A 14343-nucleotide genomic window follows, 5' to 3' on the forward strand; every position below is an offset into this window, starting at 1 on the left:
TGCTTGCTTCAGTGCAAGTCCGAAATGTAGCGCGAGCGCGTCATGTGCTAGACGCCCATGCGGAGGGGCCGATGAACGGGATTCGCTTTGCATTCTTGCTTGGGCTGACGGCGCTGGCGGGGGCGCCTTCCGCCTTCGGGCAAACCGCGCCGCCCGCTTCGAGCCTCGGGCCGAGCCAGACGGTCGCCGGCGAGCTCGGCCCCAACGACGCGCAGCGGCGCTCGGGAAAATATGAAGACGTCTATTTGGTCGAGGGCCACCGGGGACAGCGGCTCCAGATCGATCTCTCCTCGGATGCATTCGATTCCTACCTCGTGGTGACCGGGCCGGAGGGGTTCAACCTCGCCAATGACGATGCCGAGGGCAGCGATGCGCTGCACAGCCGGCTCGTCGTCCAGTTCCCCGCCGACGGGGCCTACCGGATCTCCGCGACCACGTTCCGGGCCGGCGAGACCGGGGCCTATCGCTTGCAGACGAGCACACCCGCGGCCAACGTGCGGATCACCGCGCCGGTCGTCGCGGAGCCGATCGCGATCGGGCGCACCATCAACGGCCGCCTCGCGGAGGGGGACGGGCGCGAGGGATCCGGGGGATTCGCCGATCGCTTCCGCTTCCATGCCCAGCGCGGCCAGCGAGTCGCGATCTCGCTGACCGCGAACAAGCTGGACACGGTGCTTCAGCTGAGCCGTCCCGACGGTACCCAGGACGTCAGCGACGACACGAACGTCAACGGCGAGACCTCTACCAACAGCCGGATCGACACGGTGCTCGCCGAGGACGGCGATTATGTCGTCACGGTCACCTCGTACCGCGCCGGCGAGAGCGGCGACTATCAGCTGACGCTCGCACCGAGCCCCGGCCATCCGCGCCAGATCGGCGTTCCGGGCGGCGCCAGGGTCATCGCCTTGCTCGTCGGGGTCTCCGATTATGGCGGGCGGACCAACGATTTGCCCAATACCGACGACGACGCGCAGCAGCTCTACAACAGCCTTCGCACCGCCGGCCTGCTTCATCCGGCGAGCGTGGTGCTGACCAATGCGCAGGCCACGGCCAAGGCGGTCGCCGAAGCCTTCGCGCGCGCGGCCGCGGCCGCCGGCCCGAACGACACCTTCCTGTTCTTCTTCTCAGGCCATGGCGACCAGGTCGACGTGCCCGCGAGCGCGGCGGAGCTCGACGGCCGGGCCGAGACGATCGAGCTCTACGACGCGGCGATGACCGACGCCCAGCTCGCGCCGCTCTTCGCCGCAGTCCGGGGCCGGCTGTCGATCGTCGCGCTCGACGCCTGCTATTCGGGCGGCTTTCGGAACCTCGTCAACCGGCCGAACGTGATGGGCCTGTTCAGCTCCGAGGAGGATCTGACCAGCCTCGTCGCGAGCCGCTTCAAGGCGGGGGGCTTCCTCGCTTACTTCCTCCGCTCGGGCCTCACCGGCGAGGCGGACGAGGATGGCGACCGGATCGTCTCGGCCGGAGAGCTTTCGACCTACGTCCGCCGCCGCTTCCGCCGCGAGGGCGACATCCCCGCGACGACCCGCGAGGACGAGCACAATTACCAGAATCTGCTGATCGAGCGCGGCGGCCTGCAGGTCGAGGACGTCGTCGTCCGCCTCGCCGGCGGGCCACAGGTCGCCCAGGCGCCTGCGCCCCGCCCGGCGGTTCAGCGAATGCAGCCCGAACCGGTCAAGCCCTAGGTCAGTTCCTCTAGCCGGAGCAGTCGGAGCAGGGCGCCGCGCGCGGTTTCGGCGCGAACGGCAAGCGCCGGATCGTCGAGGTCTGCGGGGCGGATTTCCTTCGGCCAGTGCGCTTCGACGCAAACGGCGATCGCATCGAGCCTGGCCTCGTCGAGGAGGAAGCGCGGATCGACCGTGGCCGGATCGGCGACGACTCGCAGGCGGAGGCAGGCAGGGCCGCCGCCATTGGCCATAGACTGGCGCACGTCGACCAGCGCGAGCTTGCGGATCGGCCCATTGCCCGCCGCCATCGCCTCGAGCCAGGACCAGACCCGCGGCGCCTCGCGTGCCTCCTCGGGGAGGATCAAAGCTACGCCTCCATCGGGCAACGTCACCAGCTGGGCGTTGAACAGATAGGACTTGATTGCCTCGTCGAGGCTGACGACGCTCGCCGGCACCTCGACGATCTCGACCTCGGGAATCAGGCGCCTGAGGTCCGCGTAGAGGCGCTCCTTGTCGGCGAAGGCCTGCTCGTGCGCGAACAGGACATGCTCGTTCGCCACCGCGACCACGTCGTTGTGGAACGCGCCGGCGGCGATCGCTTCCTCCGATTGTGGGACGAACAGAGTCCGCTCCGGATCGAGGCCGTGGAGGCGCGCGACGGCGCGCGAGGCTTCCTCGTGCTGGCGCACCGGGAAGGCGCCGCCGCGCAGGCCGTAGACGAAAATCTCGACGCCCGGCGAGCCGTGAGCAGGGCACAGCCGCATGTGATTGGCGGCGCCCTCGTCGCCGAACGTCGGCACCGGCTCGTGCACCGCGAAACGGGAAGTGTCGGCGAAGGCGAGGCGGAGCTGGGCGAGCGTCTCCGGCCATTCGTGGCTTCGGTGGGCCATCGTCCTGAGGTTGGCGATCGTGAGGTGGCAGCGTCCGTCGCGGCTGTCTGGAGCGGGCGAGACGGTCGCGGCGTTGGCCGCCCACATCGCCGACGCCGAGAAAGCGGGCGATCTCACCGCCTCCGGGACGCCGTCCGCTCCGGCGCCGAGCGCCGCCAGCCAGGCCCGGTTGGGCCGCCGGTGGGGAAGCAACAGGCCCTGGGCGAGGCCGAGGCGAAGATTGTGGCGCATCTTCGCGATCCCCTGAAGGGCCGCCGCGCGAGGGTAAGCGACGCTGCCGGCACTGGCCGTCGCCGCGAGGTTGCCGAGGCTGAGCCCGGCATAATTGTGGGTCGGCCCGACGATCCCGTCGAAATTGATCTCGACGACGGCCATTAGCGGCCCGCGGCGAGGAAGGGGTGGCCGGGCGCGAGGCCGAGCAGGCCGGCGCTTTCGAAATCGAGCACCGCGCCTTCCTGCGGGGTCTGGGCGAGACGGCCGAAGGCCGCCGCGAAATCGCCGAGCGTCCCGCCCGCAAGCAGCATCCGCTCGCCGTCCACCTCTTCGCGCGTGCCGCCCAGGACCAGCTCGCGCGCCTCGGCGACGGTCCGGATCCTGTCGGTCGCGGCGCACATGGTCGGGCCGCCATCGAAAATGTCGACATAGCCCTCGCCGCTGAAGCCCTCGGCCTCGAGCATCCGCATCGCCGCCTCGCCCGAGGGGTGCGGCTTGCGCATCACCGCCAGCGCCTCCTCCGACAGCATCGCGGTGTAGATCGGAGTCTTGGGCATCAGATCGGCGATGAACTGCGTGCCATGGGCGCCGTTGAACGTGTCGGCCTCCTGGAAATCCATGCCGAAGAATCGCCCGGCGATCGCGTCCCAGAAGGGCGAGCCGCCTTTCTCGTCGATCACGCCGCGCAGCTCGGCGACCACCTTGCCGGCGAATCGCTCGCGGTTGCGGCGGATGAACAAGTAGCGGCTGCGTGCAAGGAGGACGCCGAGCCCGAGGCCGCTCGCGCGCGCCTCGGGATGGAGGAACAGGCCGCCGACCTCGGAGCAGTCGTTGAAGTCGGTGCACAGGTTCAGCATCTCGGTGTGGAAGGTGCGGCCGAGCTCGGGCGAGGTCTGGGTGAGCTTGCTGATCCGGTAGGAATAGAAAGGCTGCTCGACCCCGACCCGGCCGAACACCTGGCAGGTGCCGCGCACCGCGCCCGTTTCGGCGTTTTCGAGCACGAAGACGAACAAGTCGCCCTCGGGCGCGCTCTCGGCGCTTGAGAAGGCAGCCTCCGAGCGCGCCAATTTGGCGACCAGGGTGCCCTTGTCGGCGGGAAGGTTGGTGAAGCCGCCGCCGGTGAGCAGCGCCATCTCGTATATCGAGGCGAAATCCTCGCCCCGCGCGGGCCGCACCCGATAGCTCACAGGGCCTCTCCGCCGGCCAGCCTAAGGATCGTCAGCGCCGAAAGCTGCGCGCGCTCGACGAGGCTCTCGACGATCAGATATTCTTGCGCCGAGTGGATCGCGCCCCCGCGAACGCCCATCGTGTCCACCACCGGGACGCCGCAGGCGGCGATGTTATTGCCGTCGCACACCCCGCCCGTGTCGCGCCAGCTTATGTCCTGGCCGAGATGGGCGCCGCAGCCCTTCACCAGCGCGAACAGCTTTTCCGAGCGCGGGTCGAGCGGCTTGGGCGGTCGGCCCCAGCCGCCATGCATATTTATGTGCACATCGCGCTTTGCCGCGATCTCGGCGACCGCGTCATCGAGCGCGGTCTGGGCACGCTGCTGGTCGCCAAGCGTGCGCGGGCGCATGTTTATGCGCAGCACCGCATGATCGGGGACGACGTTGTTGGGCCCCCCGCCGTCGATCCGGGCCGGGTTGACGCTGAGCCCCGCACTGATGGCTTGTTCCAGCCGCAGCGCCAGCTCGGCCGCGGCCAGCATCGCGTTCCGGCCCTCCTCGGGATTGCGGCCGGCATGGGCGCTCCTTCCTTCGATCCGGATCGAGAAATTGCCGCTCCCGGCGCGCGCCCCGGCCAGCGTGCCGTCGGGAAGCGCCGAGGGCTCGTAGGTGAGCGCGGCCAGCTTACCGCGGGCGGCCTCGGCGATCAGCGCCGCGGAGCCCGGCGAGCCGACTTCCTCGTCGCTGTTGATCACCACCTCGTAGCCGAGCCCCTGGACACCTGCGCTCTCCACCGCCCGAAGCGCCGCGAGCATCACCGCGATCCCGCCCTTCATGTCGGCGACCCCGGGCCCGCCGAGAACGCCTTCTTCGCGCCAAAACACCTTCTGGAATTCGTGATCGGCGCCGAACACGGTATCCATGTGGCCGGTGAGGAGGATCTGGACGGGCGCTTCGGGGCGCACCACCAGATGCAGGTTGCGGCCGTGCGCGACCGGCTCCAACCCGCCGTCGGCGGCCATCGCCTCTACCGCCGCGGGACCCTTTCGGCTGAGGTCGCCAGGCAGCGCGGAGAAGGCGTCCGCGAGCGCGGTGGACACCGTCTCGAGTCCGGCAAGATTGCGTGAGCCGCTGTTGATCGTGGCCCATTCGGCCACCTGATCGAGCATCGGCGAGGCGGCGCAAGCCTCGATCGCGTCTTGCTCGATCCTGGAAAGGCCCCGCATGCCGGTGCTCTAGCCCGGGATCGCCGGGCACAAAACCCCTGCGCTCCGCAACGCACTTCCGGACGGGAGAAGCGATGGAAGTTTCCAGGTTTCCGCAAAATAAAAAACGGTTCGATCAATGCCCGGCTTTTGATCGAGAGAGGCGATCAAACGGGGCGAGGAGTGAGACACCACGGAAGGAACATAACCCGAACCAGCGCCCGGATCAACTTCCTATAGCCAGTCCGCGAAAGCCTCGAGAAGCTGCCCGTAAAGGGCCTTCTTGAACGGCACGATCATCGCCGGGAGCTCCGCGGGCTCGGCCCATTTCCAGGCGCGGAATTCGGGCTCGGCGGTGGCGATGTTGACGTCCGAATCCTGCCCAAGGAAGCGGGCGAGGAACCAGGTCTGGCGCTGGCCTCGCCATTTGCCCTTCCACATCTTGCCGATCAGGTCGTCGGGCAGGTCGTAATAAAGCTCCTCGGGGCAGCACGCGACGATCTCGACCAGCCGCGAGGGAATGCCGGTTTCCTCTTCCAGCTCGCGGAAGGCGCCTTGCTCGGGAGTCTCGCCCTCGTCGAGCCCGCCTTGGGGGAGCTGCCACGCCTCGAGCGTCGAATCGAGCCGCTGGCCGACCAGCGCCTTGCCCTCGCCGTTCAGAAGCATGACGCCGACGGCGGGGCGATAGGGGAGGGCGCTCTTGTCCGTCATCGCGCGTCGATTTCCGCGAGCATCAGCTTCAGCGCCGCCACGCACCCCTTTATGTCCTCGTCCGAGGAGGGGATGGCGCGGCGCATCGAGATGAAGCCGTGGATGTTTCCCTCGGCCTCGCGGAAGACCGTGGGCACGCCGGCCTCGATACAGGCGGCGGCATAGGCGCGGCCCTGGTCGCGGATCGGATCGAGGCTCGCTGCGATCACCAGCGTCGGCGGCATTCCCGCCTGGCTCTTGAGCAATGGCGAATAGCGCCAGTCCTTCACGTCGGCGCGATAGCATTGGTCGAACCAGTCCATCCCCGGCCGGGTGAGGAAATAGCCCTCGGCGAACTGCCTGAAGCTCGGGTGATGCTCGCCGGGATCGGCGGCCGGGTAGATCGGCCACTGGGCGATCACCGGCACCCTGGCCGGCTCCTCGCGCAGCGCCAGCGTGACGATTATCGCGAAATTGCCCCCGGCGCTGTCGCCGCAGGCGATCAGGCCGGTCACCTCGCGCCCCAGCTCGGCGGGGCTTCCGGCCGCCCAATAGGCCGCGGCGATCGAATCCTCGACGCCCGCGGGCCAGGGATGCTCTGGCGCGAGGCGATAATCGACCGCGAGCACCGGCAGATCGAGCTGGCGGGCGATCTCGGCGCAGAAGGGCGCGTGGCTGTCGAGGTCGCCGAGGACGAAGCCGCCGCCGTGGAAGAAGATCAGCAGCGGTCCGGCCCCGCGCTCCTCGCGCGCGTCGAACAGGCGCAGCGGCACCTCGCCCGCCGGTCCGGCGAAGCTCAAATCTCGGATCACCGCCAGCTCGCCGACCGGCGCATCGGCCACGCCGCGCGCCGCGAGCATCATCCGCCGCGCCTCGACCGGCCCGACCTCCCAGCTGCGCGGGCCGGGCAGGGCGTTCAGATAATCGAGGAACCGGCGGACATCGGGCCGAACATAGATTTCCGTCACGCGTTGATGCTCCTGGTTGCGAATCGAGGCGGCGCGTTTCGTTTCCATAGGCGAACGGAGAGCCGCCGCCACCTGTTGTCGTGAGAGGCGCAGGGGGCTAGGGTCCGCTCGATTCCAGCATTCAAGGATTAGGCTCTTGGCCACGGCCAGACATTTTCTCACCCCTGAAGAGGCGCGCTCCGACGCGCCGCTCGAGGCGGTCGTCGTCCGCTTCGCCGGCGATTCCGGCGACGGCATGCAGCTGACCGGCGGCCAGTTCACCCTATCCACCGCGCTCGCCGGCAACGATCTCGCCACCTTCCCCGATTTTCCGGCCGAGATCCGAGCGCCGCAGGGAACGACCTTCGGAGTATCGGCCTTCCAGATCAATTTCGGATCGGCGGCGATCGAGACCGCGGGCGACGCGCCCGACGTGCTGATCGCGATGAACCCGGCGGCGCTCAAGACCAACGTCGCGGACTTGAAGCAAGGCGGCCTGATCATCGCCGACGAAGGCGAGTTCGGCGCGCGCAACCTCGCCAAGGCCGGCTACGAGGGCAATCCGCTCGACGACGACACGCTCGCCCGCTGGCATGTGATGCGGCTCAACATCTCGCAGCTGACGCTCGACGCGGTGAAGCCGTTCGGCCTCGGCAACAAGGAGGCGTTGCGCTGCAAGAACATGTGGACGCTCGGGCTTGCGCTCTGGATGTTCGACCGCGACCGCGGCCCGATCGTCGGCTGGCTCAAGGCCAAGTTCGCCAAGGCGCCCGAGCTCGCGGAGGCGAACATCGCCGCCCTGAACGCCGGTCACGCTTATGGCGAGACCGCCGAATTGGGCGCGATTCACCAGCATCATATCGATCCCGCGCCGGCCGAGCCCGGCCTCTACCGCACGGTGACCGGCGCCGAGGCGATCTCGATGGGGCTGGTCGCGGGCGCCCGGCTGGCCGGCCTGCCGATGTTCTTCGGTGGCTATCCGATCACGCCGGCGAGCGCGATCCTCCACCATCTCTCGCGGCTCAAGGAATATGGGGTCACCACCTTCCAGGCCGAGGACGAGATCGCCGCCATCGCCGCCTCGATCGGCGCGGCTTTCGCCGGCTCGCTCGGAGTCACCTCCTCCTCGGGGCCGGGAATCGCGCTCAAGACGGAGGCGATCGGCCTCGCGATCATGACCGAGCTTCCGCTGGTGATCGTCAACTCGCAGCGCGGCGGGCCTTCGACGGGCCTTCCGACCAAGACCGAGCAATCGGACCTCTACCAGGCGGTCTACGGCCGCAACGCCGACGCGCCGATGCCGGTGATCGCCGCGCGCTCGCCCGCCGACGCGTTCGACTGCGCCATCGAGGCCTGCCGCATCGCGGTGCAGTATATGACCCCCGTCATGCTGCTGACCGACGGCTATATCGCCAATGCCGCCGAGCCCTGGAAGGTGCCGGACATGGGCGCCTACGAGCCCTTCCCGGTCGCGTTCCACGACGCGCCGCTCAGCGAGGGGGAGGCGGTCAACCCCTACAAGCGCGACGAGAAGCTGAAGCGCGTGTGGATCAAGCCCGGCACCGAAGGGCTGATGCACCGCATCGGCGGGATCGAGAAGAATGTCGGCACCGGCCATATCGACTACGATCCGGCCAACCACCAGGCGATGACCGACATCCGGCACGACAAGGTGGCGGGCATCGCCGATAGCTGCCCCGAGCAGGACGTCTGCCTCGGCCAGGAAGGCGGCAAGCTGGCGGTGGTCGGCTGGGGCTCGACCTTCGGTCCGATCCACCAGGCGGTCCGCCGCGCGCGCCGGGAGGGCAAGGACGTCAGCCACATCCACATCCGCCACATCTGGCCGCTGCCCAATAATTTGGGCGATTTGCTAAGGTCTTACGGGCGGATCATCGTTCCGGAGATGAACAAGGGCCAGCTCAAGACATTGCTCCGGGACCAGTTCCTGGTCGACGCCCGCCCGGTCAACAAGGTCTCCGGCCAGCCGTTCAAGATCGCCGAGATCGAGGCGGCGATTCTGGAGGCGCTGGGGTGAGCCAGACCTCCGTCCGTCATTCCCGCGAAAGCGGGAATCCAGCTTGCGAACCGGAGCGGCAGGAAGGAAAGCTGGACCCCCGCTTTCGCGGGGGTGACGAAAAGGGGCGTGTCATGGGCGGAGAGGCCGCATGAACCCGCCCCGCGTCATCCCGATGGTGGTGATGCTGATCCTGGTCGCGTTCCTGATTTATTATTTGAGGTAAGAGTGAACTCCGTTCCCCGGCGAAGGCCGGGGCCCAGGCCTGGACATCGGTCTTCGCCGGTGAACAAGGAAGAGAAATGAACGAGATAACCAAGCTCACGGCGAAGGATTTCGCCACCGACCAGGAGGTGCGCTGGTGCCCCGGCTGCGGCGATTACGCGGTGCTGAAGGCGGTGCAGCGCACGATGCCCGATCTCGGCGCCGATCCGTCGAAGACCGTGTTCGTCTCTGGCATCGGCTGCTCGTCGCGCTTCCCTTATTACATGGAGACCTACGGCTTCCACACGATCCACGGCCGAGCGCCCGCGGTGGCCACGGGCGTGAAGCTCGCCAATCCCGATCTCGACGTGTGGATCATCACCGGCGACGGCGACGCATTGAGCATCGGCGGCAACCACACGATGCACATCCTCAGGCGGAACCTCGATTGCCAAATCCTGCTGTTCAACAACGAGATTTACGGCCTGACCAAGGGCCAATATTCGCCCACGTCGCGAGTCGGCACACGCTCGCCGTCCACCCCGTTCGGCTCGGTCGACCGCCCGGTCCGCCCCTGCGCCTTCGCCTTGGGCTCGGGCGGCCGTTTCGTCGCCCGGGCGATCGACGTTCACAAGAACCTTCCCGACGTGCTCAAGGCCGCCCATGCGCACAAGGGCACGTCCTTCGTCGAGATCTTCCAGAACTGCATCGTCTACAATGACGACGTCTTCGCGCCGTTCACCGCCAGGGAGAATGCCGGCAAGCAGCTCTGGCTGAAGCCCGGCGAGCCGATGCTGTTCGACAACAATAGCAAGGGCCTGACGCTCGACCGCCAGGCGCTGAACCTCAAGGTCGTCGATGTCGCGGACGGCGACTGGCGCTCGGCCGACGTGATCGTCCACGATCCCAAGAACAAGGCCGTCGCGCACATGCTGATCGACATGCCGATCGGCAGCTTCCCGATGGCGCTCGGCGTGATCTACGACGATCCGCGCCCGACCTTCGAAAGCGCGGTGCGCGAGCAGAACGCGGCCGCCGCCGCCGGCAAGCCCGCCGACCTCCAGGCGCTCGTCTCCAAGGGCCAGACGTGGCAGGTCGATAAGGAGCCGCGCGAGATCTAGGCGCTTTTGATGCTGCACAGGGGGAGACATCTGGTCGCGGCCGACCGAGCGCTCGCCACCGGCGGGGGCGTCTTCGCTCGGCTGTTCGCCGGGCGCTTCCACGCCATATTGGGCAGGATCGACGCCGGAGTCGCGCACGGGCGGCTCGACCTCACCTTGCCGGACGGCGTCTTCCGGGTCCTTGGCGGGCGTGGGCAGGGGCCGGTCGCGGCCGTCCATATCAGCAGCTGGCGCGCTCTGGCGCGGCTCGCCGCCTCCGGGTCGGTCGGCTGGTACAAGGCCTGGGCACACGGCGAATGGGCGAGCCCCGATCCCGTCGCCCTGTTCGACCTGTTCATGCGCAACGCCGACACGCTCGGCGACGCGGCGCGCGCCAAGGGGCCGTGGCGGCTGGTCAATCGGATCGCCCACGCACTGCGCTCCAACGGCAAGCGCCGCGCGCGGCGCAACATCGCCCATCATTACGACCTCGGGAACGATTTCTACGCCGCCTGGCTGGACGCGGGCATGACCTATTCGAGCGCGATCTTCGCCGCGCCCGAAGACAGCCTCGAGGCCGCCCAGGAGCACAAGGTCCGCCTGCTGCTCGACCGGCTCGACCTGAAGCCCGGCCGCCACCTGCTCGAAATCGGCTGCGGCTGGGGCGGCCTCGCCGAGATTGCCGCGCGCGATTACGGTGTGAGGGTTACCGCGCTCACCTTGTCCGCCGAGCAGAAGGCCTATGCCGACGGGCGGCTCGCCCATGCCGGGCTTTCCGGGCAGGTCGAGGTGGCACTCACCGACTATCGCGACGTGAAAGGCCGGTTCGACGCCGTCGCCTCGGTCGAGATGGTCGAGGCGGTGGGCCAGGAATATTGGCCCGCCTACCTGAGGACGATCGCCCGAGTGCTGAAGCCCGGCGGCAAGGCCGCGATCCAGCTGATCTCGATCCGCGAGGCTTTGTTCGACCATTATGCGGCGAACACCGATTTCATCCAGGCCTATATCTTCCCCGGCGGCCTGCTGATCAGCGAGCCGCGCTTCGCCGCCATCGCCGCGAAGGCCGGCCTCTCCTGGCATGACCGCGTCGGCTACGGCGCCGATTATGCCGAGACGCTGCATCGCTGGCGTGCGCGCTATGAGGAAGCGGTGAGCGAGGGGCGACTCCCGCACGGCTTCGACGAGGCCTTTCACGATCTGTGGCGCTATTACCTGATGTACTGCGAAGGCGGCTTCCGCAGCGGCGGCATCGACGTCGCGCAGGTGACCCTGGTTCGGTCCTAGAGTCGAACGCGGCCCGATTAGACGATACCGTTCCCCGGCGAAGGCCGGGGCCCAGGAGCCGAAGGCTTTGGGAGGTTCCGGGCAGAGTCGCTCGACGAGAAAGCGACATTGAAGGTTCGCCGCAGGGTCCCGGCTACCGCCGGGCCTGGGCCCCGGCCTTCGCCGGGGAACGCTCGAACTTGGGCGAAACGCGACTAACGCCCGACCTCGAGCCGATACCCGCTCTCGAAATCCCCGCTCAGCAACTCCACTACCGCGTCCGCCACCGCGCTCGGCGCCTTGAGCGTCGCCGGATCCTCCCCAGGATAGGCCCGCGCGCGCATCTGGGTCGCGGTCGCGCCGGGATCCACGATCGCGACCTTGAGCGGCACGAGGTTCTTCATCTCCTCGCCATAGCTCAGCACCAAGGTTTCCAGCGCGGCCTTGGAGGCGCCATAGGCGCCCCAATAGGCGCGCGGGCTCGCGCCGACGCTGGAGGTCATCGCGATCACGCGAGCGCCAAGGCTTCGCCGCAGCATCGGATCGAAGCCGGCGATCAGTGCCTGCTGGGCAAGCAGGTTGAGCGTCAGCAGCCTGTTGAATTCCTTGCCGTCGATTTGCGGCACCGGGGTCAGCGTGCCGAGCGTCGCGGCATTGAGCACGAGCACGTCAAGCGCGTGCCAGCGCCCACCCACCGCCGCCGCCAGCTTGCCGATCGCTTCCGGGGCGGTGAGGTCGAGCGGCGCGATCGTCGCTGCGCCGCCCGCTGCATGGATCTGTTCCTCGACGGCCTCGAGCTTGGCCGAGTCGCGCGCGACGAGCACGACGTGCGCGCCCTCCCGCGCGAGCGCGATGGCCATCGCCGCACCGATCCCCTCGCTCGCGCCGGTCACCAGCGCGAGTTGCGTCTCCAGAAAACCCGTCATCCTATCTCCGTCAGGCCACGCGCGCCTCAGCGAGCATCAGCTGGTTGCGCCTCTCCAAATCCTCCTGGTCGGTCAGGCCGGTCGGATAGTCGCCGGTGAAGCAGGCGTCGCAGGTCTGCGGGGCCGCTCCGTCACGCCGCTCCTCGCCGATCGCGCGGTAGAGGCCGTCGATCGAGACGAAGGCTAGGCTGTCGGCGTGGATATATTTGTTCATCTCGGCCACATCCATCTGCGCGGCGAGCAATTTGGCGCGCTCGGGCGTGTCCACGCCGTAGAAACAGCTATGGCGCGTCGGGGGGCTGGCGATGCGCATGTGCACCTCGCGCGCGCCGGCCTCGCGCATCATCTGGACGATCTTGAGGCTTGTCGTCCCGCGAACGATCGAATCGTCGACGAGCACGATGCTCTTGCCGTGGATGAGGGCGCTGTTGGCATTGTGCTTCAGCTTGACTCCGAGGTGGCGAACCTGGTCGCTGGGCTGGATGAAGGTCCGTCCGACATAGTGCGAGCGGATGATTCCGAGCTCGAAGGGAATGCCGCTTTCCTGGGCGTAGCCGATCGCCGCAGGCACGCCCGAATCGGGGACCGGAACGACGAGATCGGCCTCGACCGGGCTTTCCTTGGCGAGCTCGGCGCCGATCCGCTTGCGCACATTGTAGACGCTATGGCCGTCGATCACGCTGTCGGGCCTCGAGAAATAGATATGCTCGAAGATGCAGGGCCTCGGCCGCACCGCCGCGAACGGGCGGTGGGAGCGGACGCCCTGGTCCGAGACCTCGATCAGCTCGCCGGGCTCGATCGTTCGCAAATAGGTCGCGCCGACCACGTCGAGCGCCACCGTCTCGGAGGCGAAGATATAGGCCTCGCCGAGCCGGCCCATGACCAGCGGACGGATGCCGAGCGGGTCGCGGCAGGCGATGATGCCCTCCGCGGTCAGGCAGACCAGGGAATAGGCGCCCTCGACCTGCTTCAGGGCGTCGATGAAGCGGTCGAGCAGGGTGCGGTATTCGCTCGTGGCGACGAGGTGGATAATCACCTCGGTGTCGCTGGTGGACTGGAAGATCGAGCCGCGCCGGTTGAGCTCGCCGCGAAGCCGCATGGCGTTGGAGATGTTGCCGTTATGGGCGACGGCGAAGCCGCCCGAGGCGAGCTCGGCGAACAAAGGCTGGACGTTGCGGAGCGCCGTCTCGCCGGTGGTCGAGTAGCGGACATGGCCGATCGCGGCGCGCCCGGCGAGGGCGCGGATCACCTCGTCCTTGTCGAAATTGCCGGCGACATGGCCCATCGCCCGATGATTGTGGAAGGTGCGGCCGTCCCACGAGGTGATTCCGGCCGCTTCCTGTCCCCGGTGCTGAAGGGCGTGGAGGCCGAGCGCGACGATGGCCGAAGCGCTGTCCGCGCCCCAAATGCCGAACACGCCGCATTCCTCGCGGAGCTTGTCATCGTCGAAGGGATGGGTGGTCAGCATCATATCCTGCACGCCGCGGTCGAGGCATATAGGCACCGCTTCGGCCTTTGTCGCCCCCGGCGATTTACGGGGCGGTTCTTGACGCTGACGTTAACGTAAACTACCCCTTCCCGATGCCCGAAACCGCGCTCCATTCGGACTATCGCAAGCCGCGGCAGGTCCGCACCTATTCGATTTCCGAGCTTTGCGACGAGTTCGGAGTCACCGCCCGCGCGCTTCGCTTCTACGAGGACGAGGGGCTGATCGCGCCTCAGCGCCAGGGCCTCGCACGCATCTATTCGTGGCGCGACCGCGCCCGGCTCGCCTGGATCCTTCGCGGCAAGCGCGTCGGCTTCTCGCTCAGCGAGATCCGCGAGATGATCGACCTCTACGACGTCGGCGACGGCCGCCACGAGCAGCGCCGAGTGACGCTCGAGAAATGCCGCGCGCGGGTCGATCAGCTGACAAAGCAGAAGCTCGATATCGACGCCACGATCGACGAGCTCGAACGGTTCATCGCCATGGTCGGGGCGTCCGACGCCACGCTCGCCGGGTGAGGGTGGGATGCCCGGATTCGCCTCGCTTTCCGCTCATCCTGAGGAGCCGGT

At 68.0% G+C, this 14343-nt stretch carries 12 protein-coding genes; 5 read left to right on the forward strand and 7 right to left on the reverse strand.

Translation table 11 applies throughout. The features are described from left to right. Positions 1-71: 71 nt before the first annotated feature. Positions 72-1688 carry a hypothetical protein gene (locus tag E6G92_03865; GenBank protein ID TMJ18961.1) on the forward strand — a complete coding sequence of 539 codons (1617 nt, stop codon included), beginning with the start codon at positions 72-74 and terminating at the stop codon, positions 1686-1688. Here the strand turns inward: E6G92_03865 and E6G92_03870 are convergent. The 5 genes from E6G92_03870 to E6G92_03890 all read right to left on the reverse strand — a co-directional run bounded on the left by E6G92_03870 (position 1685) and on the right by E6G92_03890 (position 6850). Beyond that, positions 1685-2935 carry an N-succinylarginine dihydrolase gene (locus tag E6G92_03870; protein ID TMJ18962.1) on the reverse strand — a complete coding sequence of 417 codons (1251 nt, stop codon included), beginning with the start codon at positions 2933-2935 and terminating at the stop codon, positions 1685-1687. The two genes, E6G92_03865 and E6G92_03870, sit on opposite strands and share 4 nt — an antisense overlap. Then, complete coding sequence (locus tag E6G92_03875; protein ID TMJ18963.1) at positions 2935-3960, reverse strand: arginine N-succinyltransferase; 1026 nt, start codon at positions 3958-3960, stop codon at positions 2935-2937. Before E6G92_03875 ends, E6G92_03870 begins: the two co-directional genes overlap by 1 nt. Beyond that, complete coding sequence (locus E6G92_03880; protein ID TMJ18964.1) at positions 3957-5165, reverse strand: hydrolase; 1209 nt, start codon at positions 5163-5165, stop codon at positions 3957-3959. Before E6G92_03880 ends, E6G92_03875 begins: the two co-directional genes overlap by 4 nt. Positions 5166-5378: 213 nt before the next feature. Further along, complete coding sequence (locus E6G92_03885; protein TMJ18965.1) at positions 5379-5855, reverse strand: RNA pyrophosphohydrolase; 477 nt, start codon at positions 5853-5855, stop codon at positions 5379-5381. Beyond that, positions 5852-6850 carry an alpha/beta hydrolase gene (locus tag E6G92_03890; protein TMJ18966.1) on the reverse strand — a complete coding sequence of 333 codons (999 nt, stop codon included), beginning with the start codon at positions 6848-6850 and terminating at the stop codon, positions 5852-5854. The genes E6G92_03885 and E6G92_03890 overlap by 4 nt, the downstream gene beginning before the upstream one ends. 88 nt (positions 6851-6938) lie before the next feature. On the opposite strand from E6G92_03890, the gene E6G92_03895 reads away from it, so the two are divergent. From E6G92_03895 to E6G92_03905, 3 genes are all read left to right on the forward strand, one after another. Further along, positions 6939-8816, forward strand: coding sequence for a 2-oxoacid:acceptor oxidoreductase subunit alpha (locus E6G92_03895; protein ID TMJ18967.1), 1878 nt, complete (start codon positions 6939-6941; stop codon positions 8814-8816). Between the two features lie 281 nt (positions 8817-9097). Continuing rightward, entirely contained in the window at positions 9098-10120 is a 1023-nt protein-coding gene (locus E6G92_03900) for a 2-oxoacid:ferredoxin oxidoreductase subunit beta (GenBank protein ID TMJ18968.1), read from the forward strand. Positions 10121-10129: 9 nt separating this feature from the next. Then, complete coding sequence (locus tag E6G92_03905) at positions 10130-11383, forward strand: class I SAM-dependent methyltransferase (GenBank protein ID TMJ18969.1); 1254 nt, start codon at positions 10130-10132, stop codon at positions 11381-11383. Between the two features lie 194 nt (positions 11384-11577). Here the strand turns inward: E6G92_03905 and E6G92_03910 are convergent, their stop codons facing one another. Beyond that, positions 11578-12288: an SDR family NAD(P)-dependent oxidoreductase gene (locus E6G92_03910; protein TMJ18970.1), complete on the reverse strand. Its 711-nt coding sequence runs from the start codon at positions 12286-12288 to the stop codon at positions 11578-11580. A 10-nt stretch (positions 12289-12298) separates the two neighbouring features. After that, entirely contained in the window at positions 12299-13756 is a 1458-nt protein-coding gene (locus E6G92_03915) for an amidophosphoribosyltransferase (protein ID TMJ20699.1), read from the reverse strand. Between the two features lie 113 nt (positions 13757-13869). Here E6G92_03915 and E6G92_03920 point away from each other — a divergent pair, with 113 nt between their 5' ends. After that, on the forward strand, positions 13870-14292 hold the full coding sequence (locus E6G92_03920; GenBank protein ID TMJ18971.1) for a MerR family DNA-binding transcriptional regulator: 423 nt from the start codon (positions 13870-13872) through the stop codon (positions 14290-14292). Positions 14293-14343: the final 51 nt, after the last annotated feature.

This window comes from Alphaproteobacteria bacterium (genome assembly GCA_005883305.1).
Taxonomy (GTDB): domain Bacteria; phylum Pseudomonadota; class Alphaproteobacteria; order Sphingomonadales; family Sphingomonadaceae; genus Allosphingosinicella.